The organism is Nonomuraea sp. NPDC005692 (assembly GCF_040631115.1).
Taxonomy (GTDB): domain Bacteria; phylum Actinomycetota; class Actinomycetes; order Streptosporangiales; family Streptosporangiaceae; genus Nonomuraea.
The window spans coordinates 31896-46718 of the sequence record NZ_JBEXYU010000023.1; the positions used below are offsets into that span (position 1 = coordinate 31896).

Here is a 14823-nt window from a genome sequence, read left to right on the forward strand (position 1 = left end):
CCGGCGCCCGACAGCGCGGCCAGCACGGCCGATGCGCCGGTGATGAGGGCCACCAGGGCGGTGTCCGGCATCACGAGCCCGCGAGCAGCTTCCTGGCCGTACGCCGCTGGTGCTCGGGGAGCGGCGGGCGCCGCGCCGTCATGGCGCGGTCGGCCAGCTCCGTCGCCCTGGTGACGTCGCCGGTGAGCTTGTGGACGCGGGCGGCGCGCAGCAGCACGGGCCCGCTCTCCTCGGCCTCCTTCAGCGCCTCCTCGGCCTCGTCGAGGGCGTCACCGAGGTCATGGGCGACCTCGGGGCGGGTCAGGCTGGCCATCGCCAGCGCGCGGGCCGCCTTGGTGGAGGGCGCGGGCCGGCCGCCGCGCAGCTGCCGCATGTCCCGCAGGGCCGACTCCGCGTCGCCGAGATCGGCCAGGAACTCCCCGCGCGAGCGCCGGGCCTCGGGCGTGTCCGCCTCGCGGTTGAGCACGTCGCTCAGCACGGCGAGGGCGGCGTCCGGCTGCCCGGCCTCCCACAGGGCCTGGCCGAGCGCGGTCTGCACGATGAGGTCGTCCGGCACCCGGCCGACGGCGGCGCGCAGCTGCTCGACGGCCAGACCCGGCCTGCCCTGGGCCAGGACGACGCGCCCGACCGCCGTCATCAGCCAGCCGACGGCCGCGTTGTCGCCGACGGCCTCGAAGAGCCGGGCCGCGGCACGGTAGTGCTCGATGCTCTCCTCCAGCAGCCCCTGGTCGTAGTCGATGTTGCCGGAGAGCGTGTCGATCTCGGCGCGCAGCCGCAACGCCTGCGGCGGGCAGGTCTGGGCGGCCTCGTGGACGAGCCGGCGGGCGCGCTCGGGCTCACCCTCGTCACCGGCGCGTTTCGCGGCGCGCAACCGGGCCGCCGGGTCGGGCGGGGACTGCGGCCACATGGCGGCGTCGAGCTGCCTGAGCGGGGCCAGCATCCGGGGGTGGCGGGGGCCGTGCATGGGCAGGCCGTTGCATTTGGGCGAGCTGACCAGGTGGCGGTCCTCCAGGGCGTTGAGCACGACCGCGCCCACGTCCGCGACCGGGTCGGACAGCCTGCCGTACTCGTGCAGGATGTCCCGGCGGAACCAGGACATGAGCCGGCCGGGGGGTAACAGGTAGTCGGCGGCGACCTCGGCCAGCGTCGCGGCGCAGAACTCGCGCAGCGCCCGGTCGGCCGCGGTGTCCAGCTCCGTCAGCAGGAACCGCTCGCGGTCGGGCGGATCGCCCCACAGTCGGGCGCCGGCGGCCTGCAGGAGCAGCGGGTCGACCTCGTCGGCGGCGGGCCAGGGCCGGCCGGTGTCGTCGCGGACCGTGCGGATCTCGTCGACCAGCTCCTCGACCTTGTCCGCGGCGGCGCCGTCGCCGGTGGACTCGGCCGACAGCCGCATCGCCTCGACGGCGTGCGCCCGGGTGAACGGCGGCAGCGCCAGCTCCTGCGGCTCCCGGACCGCGTAGCGCCTGAGCACGTGCCGCAGCTCGTCGAGGTGGTCGGTGCGGACCGACAGCAGCAGGCGCAGGTCGGGCCGCTGGGCCAACGACCCCAGCAGCTCGTCGAAGAAGCTCTCCCTGAGGTGCTCGTACGGGTCGGGCAGTCGCAGGAACGTCTCCACCTGGTCGACGGCGGCCAGCGTCGGCCCGGCGACGCCGTCGTTGCGCTGGAGCCTGCGCAGGAAGTCGCTCACCGACAGGCCCGCGAAACTGGCCAGCGAGCCGCCGTCCGACCACGACGAGAGCAGCGCGATCACGTACGGGTTGTGCTCGGGCAGCGCGGCGGCGGGCCAGACGCGGGTGGAGCGGGCCAGGCCCACCGGCAGCACGCGCGCCCGCTCGTCCCGCAGCGAGGGGATCACGGCGGCCCGCAGCAGCGAGGTCTTGCCGGCGCCGGCCGCGCCGTGCAGGATCGTCAGCCGGTTGCGCCGCCACATGCCGGCCAGCTCCGCGGTCTCCGCGGACCGTCCGAAGAACAGGGCCCCGTCGCCTTCGTCGAAGGGACGAGCTCCGACGAAGGGACCGCGTCGGGGGCCGGAAGCAGTCATGGGACCAGACCTCACTCACCGAGGACGACGTCGTATTCCTTTGTGGCCCGGGACCGGACTGCGGAGGCGCCCGCCCCGGTCAATGCCGCAAGACGCGTGTGGCGGCGAGACTCCTGAATAATTCCGTCCGGTTTCGAGCTCAACGTCCGGCTGTCACCGCTGCACGATTCTCGATGGCTCCCCATGGTATGGCATCGCCGTGGCCGGCGCCCCGTTTTCGGGTTCGCCGAAACCCGGGGAAACATCTCCCGCCGGGTCTCGGCGAATCGGTTCGTGATTACGGATTGCCCGGCCGGTACGGCACCGGCGTGCTGTTGTCGAACGCGGCGAACACCTCGTCTTCCCCCGGGCCCGACTCGAGCAGCTCGAGTAACTCCAGTGCGATCACGGAGTTCCCCAGCCCCTCGAGACGGGCAGGTGAGAGTGCGGACAAATCAAGAAGATCCTTGTGTTGCGTGACGACCTGCGGTGCCATGGGCGCTCCCTCGTCGGCTCTGGCCTGCCCGCAGCGTTCCCCGTCCGGATGACCGGCCCGTCCGGAGCGAAGTGCTCAACAGGCTGATCCCAGGGTGGCCGAATTCGGCGTGCCCGCCAATAGGCGGTGAATTAGTGCCGTCCTGAATCGGCTGTTGGCGGTCGCCGTTATCGGCCGGGTAGTACGGGACCCGCCGGGCCGCTACCATGACAGTCTGTCGTTTTTATCTTGCCCTATTCTCGAGAACGACTTTCCATTCCTGCACCAGCCCCCGTGAAGGCACGGGCAGAAGGGCGGGCACGTGACGATTCCAGAGCCGTCCGCCGCACTGCGCGCAGTGAGCGACTTTCCCAATGTCTGGAAGGTTCCACCCCGGAACAAGAACTTCACCGGCCGGGAGGAACTGCTGTCCAGGCTGCGCGACAGCATTCTCCAGCAGCCCACCGCGGTCGTGCCGAACGCCCTGCAGGGCTACGGCGGTGTCGGCAAGACGCAGGCCGCGATCGAATACGCCTATCGGTTCCGCGAGGAGTACGACCTCGTCTGGTGGATCCCCTCCGACCAGCCCGGCCTGGTGCGCTCGACGCTGGCCCAGCTCGCGCCCCAGCTCGGCCTGCCGGGCCCGACCGCGACGGGCATCGACGAGGCGGCCAACGCCGTCCTGCAGGCGCTGCGCCGCGGTGAGCCGACCCGCCGGTGGCTGCTGATCTTCGACAACGCCGACGAGCCGGACGACATCAGGGAGATCGTGCGTCCCGGCCCGGGGCACGTCCTGATCACCTCGCGCAACCACCGCTGGGAGAGCGTCGTCGACACCGTCCCGGTGGACGTCTTCCCGCGGCGGGAGAGCGTCGAGTTCTTCCAGAAGCGCCTGCGCAGGGCGATCAGCGAGTCCGTCGCCGTCGAGCTGGCCGAGGCGCTCGGCGACCTGCCGCTGGCGCTGGAGCAGGCGGCCGCGCTGCAGAGCGAGACCGGCATGGCGCCGGAGGAGTACCTCAAGCTGCTCCAGGAGCACACCAGTCAGCTGCTGAGCAGGGGCAAGCCCTCGGAGTACCCGGTCTCCATGACGGCCGCGTGGGGGCTGTCGGTGAACAAGCTCAAGGAGAACCTGCCCGAGGCCATGGAGCTGCTGCGCTGCTGTGCCTTCTTCGGGCCGGAGCCCATCCCGCGCTCGGTGCTCGTCCCGGTCAAGGGGGCGGTGCGCCCGGTGATCGCCGAGCTGCTCGCCGATCCCATCAAGCTGAGCGGGGCCATCGGCACGCTGGCCAAATACGCCCTGGTACGGGTCGAGGCCGAGGCGAGCGGTCAGGCCGGCGGCCAGCGCGGCCCAGGGCGACCGGCCACCCTCCAGGTCCACCGCCTGATCCAGGCCCTGCTGCGGGAGGAGCTCGAACCGGAGGTCCAGGAGGAGATCCGGGCGGAGGTCCACTCGCTGCTCGTCGGCGCGGTGCCGCAGGCCCCCGACGACCCGGCCAACTGGCCGCGCTACGACGCGCTGCTGGCCCACGTCCGGCCGGCGAGGGTGGCCGAGAGCCGCAGGGACGAGGTCCGCGACTTCGCGATCAAGATGCTGACCTACCTCAGCTCCTCCGGCAACTTCGCCGCGACCGGCAGCCACGTGGCGACGTTCCTGGAGCGCTGGACGCACGACTCCGGCGCCGACAACCGGCACGTGCTCCAGGCCAAGCGCCTGCAGGGAGACCTCTACCGCGAGCAGGGCCGCTACGCCGAGGCCTACCAGCTCAACCAGTCCACCCTGATCTCCATGCGCGCCGCGCTCGGCGAGGAGGAGCGCGACACCCTCATCCTGCTCAACGGCATCGGCTCCGACCTGCGCGCGCAGGGCCGCTTCATCGACGCCAGGGAGCACGACGAGGAGTCGCTGCGCCTGCACAGGAAGGTGCTGGGGCCCGACGACGTCATCACGGTCAGGGCGATCAACAGCCTGGCCCTCGACTACGGCCTCACCTCCGACTACGTCCGCGCCAAGGAGCTGCTCCTGGAGGCGCTGCGCACGGCCCAGGGCGGGGAGACCGCGGTCACCCGCGGCACCGAGCTCAACCTGCGCACCGGCCTCGGCCGCGTGGTGCGGCTGTGCGGCGACTACCGCCAGGCGGTCGACGTCTGCGACGACGCGCTGATCTTCGGCCGCGAGTTCTTCGACGCCAACCACCCGCGCATCCTGCTGGCCCAGAAAGACCTGGCCATCGCCCTGCTGCGGTCCGGCGAGACCGAGGACGCCCTCCTGCAGGCCATCGACGTGCACGAGCGCTACGTGCGGCTGTACGGGGTCGACCACCCCAGCACGCTCGCCGCCGCCACCTGCCTGTCCAACTGCAACCGCGCCAACGGCAACGTGGAGCAGGCCTACGAGCTGGCCTTCGACACCATGAACCGCTACCCGCGGATCTACGGCGCCGACCATCCGTACAACCACGGCTGCGCCAGCAACGTGGCCCTGCTGCACCGCGTGCTCGGCGACCCGCAGGCGGCGCGCGAGCTGAACAAGAAGGCGCTCGACGGCATCGAGCGCAGGCTGGGCCGCGACCACCACTACTACCTGCTCATCGCCGTCAACTACGCCAGCGACCTGGCCGTCCTGGGCGACCTCAAGAACGCCTGCGAGATCGGCGCGGAGGCCCACCAGCGCCTCAGCGCCCTGGTGGGCGCGCGTCACCCGACGACCCTGGCGGCGGCGGCCAACCTGTCGGCCGACCTGGAGGCCGCCGGGCAGCGGGCGGAGGGCAGGGCGCTCTTCGACGAGACCATGCGGTCCTACCTGGAGACGCTGGGCCCCGAACACCCCGACACCCGGGTGGCCGGCGAACGGCGCCACCTCGACTGCGACTTCGACCCGCCGCCGGTCTGACCGGGCCGGGCCCCGCTCACCCCCCGGGCGCGAGGAGCTCGGGGGTGCGCGGGTCGGCTCTGGTCAGGTCGGCCACGTCGTCGGTCACGGTCCGCCGGATGTGGCCGATCAGCCGGTACAGGTCGCGGCAGTAGATCGACGGGTTGCGGAACCCGCTGCCCGGACGGTACCGGTGGGGGTAGAGACCGCCGCCGCAGATCCTGGCCAGCTCGCAGGCGGCGCACTCGTCCGACAACGCCCGCGCGCCGATCTGCCGGGCCGCGATGGAGGGCAGCAGCAGCGCCGCGTCGAAGGAGTCGCGGAAGGTGTGCAGCAGCGTGCCGGCCGCTCCGTCGTAGGCGGACTTGAGCGTGTCGACCTGTTCGATGCTGCCGTCGGTCTCGATGACCACGACCGCCACCGGCGACAGGCCGATCCCCTCGCTCCTGGACGGCCGGCCGCACACCAGCCGGATGATCTGGCTGAACATGCGGATCTGGGTCTCCCGCTCGGGCGCCCGGTACCAGCGGTCGAAGACGGCCACCAGCCAGTCGCCGTACGGCGAGCCGGTGGACGACCAGCCGGGCGGGGGAGTCGTCCAGTTGCCGTGCGGCAGCAGGAAGTCCAGCACCGGCGGGCGGAACCGGAGCAGCGCCTCGTAGGTCGTGACCGGGTCGTTGGCCAGGTCGAGGGTGCACAGCAGGCCGCCGAACAGGTGGCGGTAGGCGGGCGCGGTCAGGCGTTCGATGCCGGCCCGCACCTGCTCGTAGCTGCCCCGGCCGGAGGCGTTGCGGCGGTGGCGGTCGTGCCCCTCCTTGTCGCCGTCGAGGCTGACGCCCACGTAGACGTTGAGGTCGGCGAACAGGCTCAGGAAGCCCTCGTTGAGCTGGACGCCGTTGGTCTGCACGCGGGCCACCAGCTCGACGCCGGGCGCCAGCGCCGAGCGCAGGGCGGTCAGCGCGTAGCGCATGTGGTCGACGCCGACCAGCAGGGGCTCGCCGCCGTGCAGGATCACCTCGACGCTGTCCAGGCCGTTGGCCTCGGCGTGCTCGGCGATGCGGGCGGCCACGCGGTCGATGGTCGGGCCGGACATGCGGCGCGGCTGGCGGCGCCAGCTCTGGTCGGCCATCTCGTACATGTAGCAGTAGTCGCACGCCAGGTTGCAGCGGCTGTGGAGCTTGAGTATGAACTGCCTGAACGGGGTGGGCCGCCACCCCGACTCCAGCAGTCTTCGCACATCGAGATCTGCGGGCCATTCGGCTTCGCCCACGCTGATCAGCTCCCGGGGCTGCGACGAAGCTCGGTGTCCGAGCTCGTTCATCCCCGGACCGGATTCCCGCCAGAGTAGATCATCAAACCGGGCAACTGGGGACCGTCGTTTCCGGAAGCGGGCCGTTCCCGAACAGTAATTCATGTAAATCCAGTAGGAAATGTTGACTTAGCGTTCCGGGTTCCGTAGCTTCGTACGCATGAGCCAGGGCCTCTACCTGACCCGGCGCCCGCACGTGGACCACGGCCACGTCGCCAGCGCGCAGTGTCGCTGATCACGCACCTCCGGCAGACCTCCCTCCCCCCTGCGCAGTTCTCCCCAGAGGAACTCATCGTGATCAACATCAGACGTGCACTCCTCGCCGTGCTGCTCGCCACCGTGACCGTCGGCTGCGGTGCGGCCGAGGGCTCGGCGAAACCCGGCGAACCGGAGGTGAAGGAGCTTCGCTACCAGGGCAGCGCGGGCAACGTCACCTTCCCCGAACTGGCCGCGGAGCTCGGCTACCTCGGCGACGTCAAGCTCAAGTGGGTGGGCAACACCACCTCCGGGCCGCAGGACATCCAGTCCGCGGCCACCGGCCAGACCGACTTCGGCGGCGCGTTCGACGGCGCCGTCATCAAGCTCAAGGCGGCCAAGGCCCCGATCAAGGCGGTGATCGGCTACTACGGCTCGGACGAGAAGTCGTTCAACGGCTACTACGTCAAGGACGACAGCCCGATCAGGACCGCCCGCGACCTCATCGGCAAGAAGATCGGCGTCAACACCCTCGGCGCCCACCACGAGGCCGTCATCAAGGAGTTCCTCAAGCGTCAGGGGCTGACCCCGGCCGAGATCGAGCAGGTCCAGCTCGTGGTCATCCCGCCGGTCAACACCGAGCAGGCGCTGCGGCAGGGGCAGCTCGACGTCGGCACGCTCGGCGGCGTGCTCAAGGACAAGGCGCTCGAACGCGGCGGGCTGCGTCCGCTGTTCACCGACGTCGAGCTGTTCGGGCCGTTCACGGCCGGGGCCGTCGTGCTGCGCGAGGACTTCATCGCCAGGAACCCCGGCACCGTCCGGACCTTCGTCGCCGGCTTCGCCAAGGCCATCGCCTGGGCGCAGACCCACCCGCGCGAGGAGGTCGTCGCCAAGTTCGAGCAGATCATCGCCAGGCGCGGGCGCAACGAGACCACCGACGTCGTGAAGCTCTGGAAGAGCACCGGCATCGCGGGCAAGGGCGGCGTCATCGACAGCCGGGAGTTCCAGCGGTGGATCGACTGGCTCCAGCGCGAGGGCGAGATCCGTCCTGGGCAGGTCAAGGCCACCGACCTCTACACCAACGAGTTCAACCCCTACGCGAACGGGAGCGGCTCATGACCGCCACGATCAGCGAGACCGGCGTCCAGACGAAGATCGGCATCCGGAACGTCTCCAAGGAGTTCACGGTCAGGGACGCGGGCGAGCCGTTCACCGCCCTGTCCGGGATCGACCTCGACGTCCGCGAAGGGGAGTTCTTCACGCTCGTCGGGCCGAGCGGCTGCGGCAAGTCCACCCTCCTCGACCTGGTCGCGGGGCTCACCGAGCCGACGTCGGGCCAGATCGTGGTCAACGGCGCGCCCGTCACCGGGCCCGGCCTCGACCGGGGGATCGTCTTCCAGCAGTACGCGCTGTTCCCCTGGCGGACCGCGCTGGCCAACGTGGCCTTCGGGCTGGAGGCCAAGGGCGTGCCCAGGGCCGAGCGTACGGAACGGGCGCGGCGGCACCTGGAACTGGTCGGCCTGTCCGGCTTCGAGGACCGCTACCCGCACGAACTGTCGGGCGGCATGCGCCAGCGCGTCGCCATCGCCCGCAGCCTGGCCTTCGACCCCGACGTCCTGCTGATGGACGAGCCGTTCGCCGCGCTCGACGCGCAGACCCGCGAGTCGCTCCAGGAGGAGCTGCTGCGCATCTGGCAGCACACCCGCAAGACCGTCGTCTTCATCACGCACGGCATCGACGAGGCCGTCTACCTGGGGCAGCGCGTCGCCGTGATGACCTCCAGGCCCGGCCGGATCAAGGAGATCATCGAGGTGGAGTTCGACTCGCGCGAGGGCGACCTGCGGGCCGACCCGCGCTTCGGCGAGTACCGGCACCACGTGTGGGGGCTGCTGCGCGACGAGGTCGCCGCGGCGCAGGTGCAGGAGCGGAAGGCGGCGATCCGGCATGACTGACGCCCGCGCCGACGAACGGACGCGGCCCGAGGGCGACGTCCACTGGTACGACCTCCCCGACGACGAGCCCGACCCCGCCGCCGGGGACGAGCGCACCAACGGGAAAGAGCCCGCCGCCCCGATCCGGCCCACCGAGGGGGAGAGCCGGAACCCGGCCCCGGCGGGGGTGAGCCGGACGGCGGCGTCCCCCGCGGCGACGTGGAGGCTGGCGCGGCGGGCGGGGCGGAACTCGGCCGCGATCCTGCTGCTCCTGGCCGCCTGGGAGGTGCTGCCCCGCCTCGGCGTGGTGGACCCCGTGTTCGTGCCGCCGCTGTCGGAGAGCCTGGCCGCCGGCGCGGACCTGCTGCTCACGGGCCGGCTCCCCGAGCACCTGGAGGCGTCGCTGGCGCGTTCGCTGTCCGGGTTCGGGCTGGCGATCGTGCTGGCCATCCCGCTCGGGCTGCTGATCGGCTGGTACAAGCCCGTCGCCGACTTCCTCACCCCGCTGCTGGAGGTGTTCCGCAACACCTCGGCGGTCGCGCTGCTGCCGGTCTTCACGCTCATCCTCGGCATCGGCGAGACGACGAAGGTGGCGTTCGTCCTGTACGCCTGCTCCTGGCCCATCCTGCTCAACACCGTCAGCGGCGTGAAGACCGTCGAACCCCTGCTGATCAAGTCGGCCCGGTCGATGGGGCTCGGCCCGGTGCGGCTGTTCCAGAAGGTGATCCTGCCGGCCGCCGTGCCCACCATCTTCACGGGGGTGCGCCTGGCGGGCGCGTACTCGATCCTCGTGCTGCTGTTCGCCGAGATGGTCGGCGCCAAGGCCGGGCTCGGCTACCTCATCCTCGACGCCCAGTCCAGCTTCCGCATCCCCGACATGTACGCCGGCATCATCACGATCTCCGTGGTCGGCCTGCTGTTCAACCTGCTCCTGATCGGCGTCGAGCGCCGCTTCTCCACCTGGAGGACCACGTGACGAGAAAGCTCCACCTGAACGCCTTCCTCATGGGCGTCGGCCATCACGAGGCCGCCTGGCGGCACCCCCGCACCGAGCCGAGCCGCCTGACCGACGTCCGCCACTACCAGGAGCTGGCCAGGATCGCCGAGCGCGGCAAGCTCGACTCGCTCTTCCTCGCCGACGGCGTGGCCCTGCAGGGCGACGTCCGGCACAACGCGCTCGGCGGGCTGGAGCCGCTCACGCTGCTGGCCGCGCTCGCCGCGGTGACCGACCACATCGGGCTCATCGCGACCGTCTCCACGACGTACAACGAGCCCTTCCACGTGGCGCGCAAGTTCGCCTCCCTCGACCACATCAGCGGCGGCCGGGCCGGCTGGAACATCGTCACCTCCGCCAGCGAGGCCGAGGCGCTCAACTTCGGCGTCGAACGCCCCACGCACGCCGCCCGCTACGCCAGGGCGGACGAGTTCCTGGAGGTCGCCGGCAAGCTCTGGGACAGCTGGGAGGACGACGCCATCCTGGGCGACCGCACCGGCGGCCGCTACGCCGACACCGGCAAGATCCATCCCGTCGAGCACATCGGCCGCCACTTCGCCGTCCGGGGGCCGCTGAACACCTCCCGCTCCCCGCAGGGCCGCCCGCTGCTGGTGCAGGCCGGCTCGTCGGAGGACGGCAAGGAGTTCGCCGCCCGGCACGCCGAGGCCGTCTTCACCGCCCAGCAGACCCTGGAGGAGGGCCAGGAGTTCTACAGCGACCTCAAGCGGCGGGTGGCCGCCCACGGCAGGCAGCCCGGCGACGTGCTCGTCCTGCCCGGCATCTCGCCGATCATCGGCTCGACCGAACGGGAGGCGCTGCACCTGGAGAAGGAGCTCGAAGACCTGATCATCCCCGCCTACGGCCTGGCCCAGCTCTCCCACATGACCGGCATCGAGCTGGCCGAGGACGACCTCGACCGGCCGCTGCCGGACGTGCCCGTCGAGACCGAGGGCGCGCAGAGCCGGCGCAAGCTCGTCATCGACCTGGCCAGGCGGGAACGCCTGACGGTCAGGCAACTGCTCAACCGGCTGGCCGGCGGCCGCGGCCACCGCGTGGTCGCCGGGACGCCCGAGCAGATCGCCGACCAGCTCCAGGAGTGGTTCTTCACCGGGGCCGCCGACGGCTTCAACATCATGCCGCCGCTGCTCCCGTCGGGCCTGTCCGACTTCGTGGACCACGTCGTGCCGGAGTTGCAGGTAAGGGGCCTGTTCCGGTACGAGTACGAGGGCCGTACCCTCCGCGACAACTACGGCCTGACCCGGCCCGTCTCCCGGTACGCCGGGCTGGCGGCGGCGGTGGCCGGATGAGCGTCGTCGCGCTGGTCGGCAACCCCCGCGAGGGCTCCAGGACGCGGACCGTGGCCGTGGAGGCCGCCGAGGCCGTCGCGCGGCGGCTCGGCCTCCCGGGCGCGCACGACGTGATCGACCTGTCGGCGCTCGGGCCGCACCTGCTCGCCCCCGGGCCCGCGCCCGGCGTCGAGGTGGCGCTGGAGCTGGTCGCCGAGGCGCGGGTGCTGGTGGTGGCCAGCCCCACCTACAAGGGCACGTACACCGGGCTGCTGAAGGCGTTCCTCGACCGGTTGCGGCCGGAGGCGCTGGCCGGGGTGGTGGCGTTGCCGCTGCTGGTCATGGGGGATCCGAAGCACGCGCTGGCGGTCGAGGTGCACCTGCGGCCGCTGCTGGTGGAGCTGGGCGCGACCGTGCCGACGCCGGGGCTCGCCGTGCTGGAGTCGCAGCTGGCCGTGCGGGAGTCACCGCTGTCCGTGCTGGAGCCGCGGCCGCCCGAGCTGGAGGAGCTCCTGGGCCGCTGGGCGGAGCGGGTCGCGCCGCAGGTGGCCGCCGCCCTCGCGGTCGGCCATCCGGCCACCGCCTGAAGGACGGCGGACCACTGCCTGAAGGACGGAGGGTCACTGTCCGAAGGACGAGGGTCACTGTCTGAAGAACGGCGGGCCGCCGCCTCAAGGGCGACGGGCCGCCGTCCGAGAGCGTGCGGTGCCACCCGTCTGAGGGCGGGGGTGCCGCGTGGGAGCGGGCGGGCGGGGGTGCGGGGTCAACGCCAGTCTCCGGACTGGAGCGCCCCCGCCGCCTGCGGTCCCATCGTGACCAGGCCGCCATCCACGAACACCGACGAGCCGGTCATGTACGAGGCGGCCGGCGAGGCCAGGAAGGCGATGACCGCGGCGACCTCCCGGGCGTCGCCCGGCCGCGGGATCGGGTACCCCGGACGGCTCCCGGCCCGCGGCGGCCGGTCCTCCTGCCCGGTCATCGGGGTGGCGATCTCGCCGGGCGCGACCGTGTTGACCGTGATGCCGTGCGCGGCCAGTTCCAGCGCCAGCACCCGGCTGAGCAGCTTCAACCCGCCCTTGGCCGCGCAGTACGGCCCCGCCCCCACCCTCGGGTACTCCTCGTGCACGCTGGTGACGTTCACGATCCGGCCGCCGCGCCCCTCGGCGACCATCCGCCGGGCCGCCCGCTGCGCGCACAGGAACGGCCCGTCCAGGTCCACCGCCAGCACCGAACGCCAGCGCTCGTAGTCCATGTCGAGCAGCGGCTCCGACGACCCGGTGCCGGCGTTGTTGACCAGCACCCCGAGCCCGCCCAGGTCCCCGGCCAGCTCGTCGACGACGTGCGCGGCGCGGACCGGGTCGGTCAGGTCGTGGCGGCGCACGGCCGCCGCCTTGCCCGCGTCCCGGACCAGCGCGGCGGTCTCCCGTGCGCCGTCCTCGTCCTCGTGGTACGTGATCCCCACGTCGAACCCGTGCTCGGCCAGCAGCACGGCGGTGGCCCTGCCGATGCCGGAGTCGGCGCCCGTGACGACGGCGACCCGGTCGTAGGTGTCGGTCATGCCGTCCCTCCTGCCCCGCACCCCGGCGCCTAACGCGGCCGTCTCACCAGGGGGCGGGGGCCGGCGGCGGGACCACCGGAGGACGGTCGTCGCAGGTGAGGGTGTTGGGCAGGAGCCAGGGGGCGAGCCAGCCGTCGTTGCCGCCGCCGTCCGTCAGCGAGAACTCCGAGCCGGACGGGGTGAAGTGGAAGGTGCCGCAGTTGTTGACGGGGACCGCGCCCACGTTGCGGGCGTCCACGTTCTCGAAGGCGGCCGAGCCGGCGGCGCGGGCGCTGAGCACCGAGGTGCCCGTGCCGTCCACCCGGACGTCCTTGAAGCGCAGGCCGGTGATGGAGTAGAGGTCCTTGACGGGCCAGTCGGCGACCAGCATGACGGCGTTGTAGGTGCTGTCCAGGTAGTGGTCGCCGGTCACCCGGATGTCGGCGTCGATGTTCCGCTCCAGGGCGTAGAACCAGATGGCGCCGAGGCCGATCTTCCAGTTCAGCTCGTACGTGCCGGCCCGCACGGTGGTGTTGCCGGTGATGTCCAGGCGGCCCGCGAACGGCTCGGCGCCGAAGCGGGAGCCGACCTGCAGGGCGCTGCCCTCGCGCACGGGGTCGGCGATCAGGTTGGCCGAGACCGTGTTGTCCGTGCCGCCGTAGACGGCGATGCCGTTGGCCAGCACCGGCGTCTGGACCGTGTTGTGGTCGAAGGTGTTGCGGGCGTCCGCCGTCCGCTCCGACCACATCGCCAGGCCGTCGTCGCCGGAGTTGCGGACGAAGTTGTCCGACACGACCGTGCCGGTGACGCCGGTGTGCAGGTTGAGCCCGTCGGCGATCTGGTCGGCGATCACGTTGCCGACGACGCGGGTGCCGTTCATCGGGCCGTCGAACCAGACGCCGACCTTGGTGTGGTGGATGTAGAGGCCCTCGATGGCGGAGTCGCTCATCGCGCCGCCGACGCCGTTGACCTGGTCGGTGTCGATGCGCTCGCGGACGTCGCCCTCGATGGCGAACCCGGACAGGCGCACGTTCCGGCTGCCGCCGTCCGCGGCGTCCTTGCCGTAGAAGCCGACGCCGGTGTGGACGGACCCGTCGGGCGCGGGGGCGTCCAGGGCGACCTCGCGGCCCTTGATGATCGTGTACCAGCTTCCGGCGCCGGTGATCGTCACGTCGTCCACGACGATGTGCCGGTTGACCTGGTACGTGCCGGGCGGGACGTAGACCTTCAGATGGGCGCGCCTGGCGAAGGCGATGGCCCGGTCGAAGGCGGCCGACGACTCGCGGCGCCCGGCCGGGTCGGCGCCGAAGGCCAGCACGTTCGCCGCGACCGGCTCGATCCGCGGCGGGGCGACGAGTTCGGAGTCGAGCAGGTCGATGACCGTCCAGGCGGCTCCGGCGCCCGCCGTCAGCCGGATCCGGTCGCCCGCCCGGTAGGTGCGCCCGAGCAGCAGGCGCTGCTCGTCGTAGAAGTGGCTGGGCCGGAACGGCTTGGCGATCGCCGGGGCCGGGGTGGTGGCGCTGGGCACGCAGGAGCACTCGGTGATCCACCAGTCCGGGTGCAGCAGGTCGGCGCCGGGGTCGTCGGTGAAGGGGTACTGGTTGTACAGCCACGAGTACTGCGACGTCAGCGTCATGGTGGCCCGGTGGCGGCCGTTGACCGCGACGTCGAGCGGCGCGGTGATGCCGCCGCCCGTTGGCGCGTCGGGGATGCTGTAGCGCACGGTGATCGCGTTGGCCGCGGCCGGCAGGGTGAACTCGACGTGCCGGCCGGGCGTCAGCCGGACCGCCCGCCGCCCGGACGCCTCGGCGGGCAGCGTGTACGCGGTGCGGTCGGGGCCGATGACCGTGCCGTCCGTGGGGGCGTTCTCGGCCTCCTGCTCGGCGAAGCCGACGCGCGCGCCCCGGCCGGCGACGAGGGCGGGGTCGAGGGCGGCCCTGGTGACCACGGGCCGCTGCGCCGCGACGGCTGCAGCGGCGGCTTCAGCGGCGGCTTGAGTGGCGGCCTGCGCGGGGACGGCGAGCGAGGCGAGGGGGAGGCCGAGAGCCGCGGCGAGCACCGCCACGACCCTCCGGGATGTGCTCGTGCCTGACATCCGAAGCTCGATTCTCTCGGGGGGTGAGGTGACAGTAGGACCCCACGACCCCGCGACACAAGACTCCTGCGAGGAAGTTCCGAAGTCTTGTTATCGAGGTGCAAGCGTTTAT

At 72.0% G+C, this 14823-nt stretch carries 11 protein-coding genes; 6 read left to right on the forward strand and 5 right to left on the reverse strand.

Annotation, left to right across the window (positions count from 1 at the left end; all coding sequences use genetic code 11):
- Positions 1 to 70: 70 nt before the first annotated feature.
- Entirely contained in the window at positions 71 to 2041 is a 1971-nt protein-coding gene (locus ABZ459_RS35270; protein ID WP_357979663.1) for a tetratricopeptide repeat protein, read from the reverse strand.
- Positions 2042 to 2318: 277 nt separating this feature from the next.
- Positions 2319 to 2516, reverse strand: a complete 198-nt coding sequence (locus ABZ459_RS35275; protein ID WP_357979665.1) for a hypothetical protein — start codon at positions 2514 to 2516, stop codon at positions 2319 to 2321.
- A gap of 301 nt (positions 2517 to 2817) precedes the next feature.
- Here ABZ459_RS35275 and fxsT point away from each other — a divergent pair, with 301 nt between their 5' ends.
- Positions 2818 to 5385, forward strand: a complete 2568-nt coding sequence (gene fxsT, locus ABZ459_RS35280; RefSeq protein ID WP_357979667.1) for an FxSxx-COOH system tetratricopeptide repeat protein — start codon at positions 2818 to 2820, stop codon at positions 5383 to 5385.
- 16 nt (positions 5386 to 5401) lie between these two features.
- On the opposite strand, the gene ABZ459_RS35285 is transcribed toward fxsT, so the two are convergent.
- Positions 5402 to 6601, reverse strand: a complete 1200-nt coding sequence (locus ABZ459_RS35285) for an FxsB family cyclophane-forming radical SAM/SPASM peptide maturase (RefSeq protein ID WP_357979669.1) — start codon at positions 6599 to 6601, stop codon at positions 5402 to 5404.
- Positions 6602 to 6967: 366 nt separating this feature from the next.
- Here ABZ459_RS35285 and ABZ459_RS35290 point away from each other — a divergent pair, with 366 nt between their 5' ends.
- The 5 genes from ABZ459_RS35290 to ABZ459_RS35310 are packed head-to-tail and all read left to right on the forward strand — an operon-like array spanning position 6968 to position 11666.
- Entirely contained in the window at positions 6968 to 7987 is a 1020-nt protein-coding gene (locus ABZ459_RS35290; protein WP_357979671.1) for an ABC transporter substrate-binding protein, read from the forward strand.
- Positions 7984 to 8820 carry an ABC transporter ATP-binding protein gene (locus ABZ459_RS35295; protein WP_357979673.1) on the forward strand — a complete coding sequence of 279 codons (837 nt, stop codon included), beginning with the start codon at positions 7984 to 7986 and terminating at the stop codon, positions 8818 to 8820. Before ABZ459_RS35290 ends, ABZ459_RS35295 begins: the two co-directional genes overlap by 4 nt.
- Complete coding sequence (locus ABZ459_RS35300; protein WP_357979675.1) at positions 8813 to 9775, forward strand: ABC transporter permease; 963 nt, start codon at positions 8813 to 8815, stop codon at positions 9773 to 9775. The genes ABZ459_RS35295 and ABZ459_RS35300 overlap by 8 nt, the downstream gene beginning before the upstream one ends.
- On the forward strand, positions 9772 to 11100 hold the full coding sequence (locus ABZ459_RS35305; protein WP_357979677.1) for an LLM class flavin-dependent oxidoreductase: 1329 nt from the start codon (positions 9772 to 9774) through the stop codon (positions 11098 to 11100). Before ABZ459_RS35300 ends, ABZ459_RS35305 begins: the two co-directional genes overlap by 4 nt.
- A complete protein-coding gene (locus ABZ459_RS35310) occupies positions 11097 to 11666 on the forward strand; it encodes an NAD(P)H-dependent oxidoreductase (protein ID WP_357979679.1) in 570 nt (189 codons plus the stop codon). The genes ABZ459_RS35305 and ABZ459_RS35310 overlap by 4 nt, the downstream gene beginning before the upstream one ends.
- A gap of 176 nt (positions 11667 to 11842) precedes the next feature.
- On the opposite strand, the gene ABZ459_RS35315 is transcribed toward ABZ459_RS35310, so the two are convergent.
- Positions 11843 to 12637 carry an SDR family oxidoreductase gene (locus tag ABZ459_RS35315; protein WP_357979681.1) on the reverse strand — a complete coding sequence of 265 codons (795 nt, stop codon included), beginning with the start codon at positions 12635 to 12637 and terminating at the stop codon, positions 11843 to 11845.
- A 43-nt stretch (positions 12638 to 12680) separates the two neighbouring features.
- Positions 12681 to 14675 carry a glycosyl hydrolase family 28-related protein gene (locus ABZ459_RS35320; protein ID WP_357979683.1) on the reverse strand — a complete coding sequence of 665 codons (1995 nt, stop codon included), beginning with the start codon at positions 14673 to 14675 and terminating at the stop codon, positions 12681 to 12683.
- Between the last annotated feature and the right edge of the window lie 148 nt (positions 14676 to 14823).